Source organism: Chrysiogenia bacterium (assembly GCA_020434085.1).
GTDB lineage: Bacteria > JAGRBM01 > JAGRBM01 > JAGRBM01 > JAGRBM01 > JAGRBM01.
On sequence record JAGRBM010000346.1, the window covers coordinates 1 to 1859 of the forward strand.

2 protein-coding genes are annotated in these 1859 nt (G+C 61.5%); one reads left to right on the plus strand and one right to left on the minus strand.

Going from position 1 to position 1859, the window contains the following annotated elements; translation table 11 throughout:
- Positions 1 to 1222, plus strand: a 1222-nt coding sequence (locus KDH09_12095; GenBank protein ID MCB0220430.1) for a hypothetical protein, incomplete at its 5' end; no start/stop codon positions are given.
- On the opposite strand, the gene lnt is transcribed toward KDH09_12095, so the two are convergent.
- Positions 1163 to 1859, minus strand: a 697-nt coding sequence (gene lnt, locus KDH09_12100) for an apolipoprotein N-acyltransferase (protein ID MCB0220431.1), incomplete at its 5' end; no start/stop codon positions are given. The two genes, KDH09_12095 and lnt, sit on opposite strands and share 60 nt — an antisense overlap.

Below are 1859 nucleotides of genomic sequence, written 5' to 3' on the forward strand. Positions count from 1 at the left end.
CAACCAGGACACGCCGCGCCAGAGCCTCTACCTGCTCCACGACGGGCTCTCCCACGTGCAGGTGCTCACCGAGGCCCTCTTTCACAAGGAACGCATCGCCTACAACGTCTTCAAGGCCGCCGGTGAGATCATCCGGCGTGAGATCCTGCTCAACAAGTATTTCAATCCGCTCCAGCAGATGGCCTTTTCGCCCACCTACGACCGGATCCACAACCGCATCATCCGGGACATCGTGCGGGCCATTCCCCACGCCACACTCCAGCGGCGCATCTCGTTCGTGTTTCTGGCCTTCTTTCGGCTGCTTCATTACCTGCGCTTTATCAATCCAAAGAGCGCGGACCTCGGATACCTCAAGAGCTCGCTGCTCGTCTTTGCGCTCATCCGCAGTGAGGCCCGCGCCGTGCTTCCCTATCTCGAACACGGCTTCAAGGACCAGCTCTTCGACTTCGAGGGGAACCTCGAGCCCGACCCCAGCATGGAGATCATCACCGCCGAGGTGAACGACCACTCGGTGGCGCTTGCCGCCGAACTCGACAGCCTGGCCTACCAGATGACGATGGAGCTCCAGAAGGTAAGCGCCGAGGAACTGGCCAACGCCTCCGAGATCACCCGTGTGCTGCAGCTTCGCGGCATGGTGGAAAATGCCCACGGCATTCTGCAGGGATTCTTCCAGCAGGCGGTGGTGAACCTGGCCCGCATCTTCGAGCCCGACATCGAGGGGCGCACCATTTTTCCGCACTTTGAATCGCGCAAGGCCCAGTCCAAGCGCCTGCTCGAAGACGTGATGGCTTTCCGGACGATCATGAGCCTCTTCGAAGAGCGCATGGAGACCGACCCCAACCTGCAGATCTACCCCCACGCGGTGGCCTATCTCAAAGCGCTCAAGCGGTTCCTGGAATACTTCAAGGACAACACGATGCTGCTCTTGCGCTTCAACGACCTCACCGAATTCGGCGAGTTCCTGCGCGTGGTGCACATGCTGACGGCTTCGCAGCTAAAAGACGGCCAGATGATGCAGGCCTTCCTGCTGCGCACCAAGCCTTTTCGGATTTACGTGGAGACAACGATTGCGCAGATTCGCCAGCGCGAGGATTTAAAGAGCGTCGATCCCAACATGCGGCGCGTGCGCCACCTTGTGGAGACCTTCCTCGCCCAGACGGCCTCAGACGAGGCGCAGGCGGCGAGCACCAATCCCTATCAGAATCCCCAGAGCGCCGAGTAAGAGCGGCCAGTCCCCCCAGAGCGCGTAGGGAGTCGTCGCGTCGCGGGCGCTGACTGTCCCGCTGAGCACGCCCTGCGTGAAGATCGGCAGCGGCTCGCTCTCATAGCGCCCCAGCGGATCGATGATCGCGCTGATTCCCGTTCCGGCGTTTCGAATGAGATAGCGCCGCAGCTCAATGGCGCGAAGGCGTGTCTGCTCGATGTGTTGGTACGGCGCCTTGGTGCGCTGGAACCAGGCGTCGTTGGAGACGTTGACCAGCACCTGGGCCCCCGCTCCCACCAGGTCACGGGCCAGCCAGGGGTAGAGAGATTCAAAGCAGATCATGGCGCCAAGCTTCGCGCCCTTTACGTCAAAGATTCCCGGCTTCTCGCCTGGCGAATAATCGCGGGGCACCTCGGCCGGGCGCGGGAAAAAAGGCGCGTTGCTCAGCGGGTTGTACTCGGCAAAGGCCAGCAGCTCGATCTTGTCATAGCGCGCGACGAACTTGCGGCGCGGATCGAGCTGAAAGATCGAGTTGAAGTAGAGCGGTTCGCCCGCGTTGGTGAACTCCGCATGAGGGCCGCCCAGCAGGAAGTGGGCATCATGCTCGAAAGCGATCTGGTGAATGCGCCGCTGATACTCGTTGCCCGGATCGGTG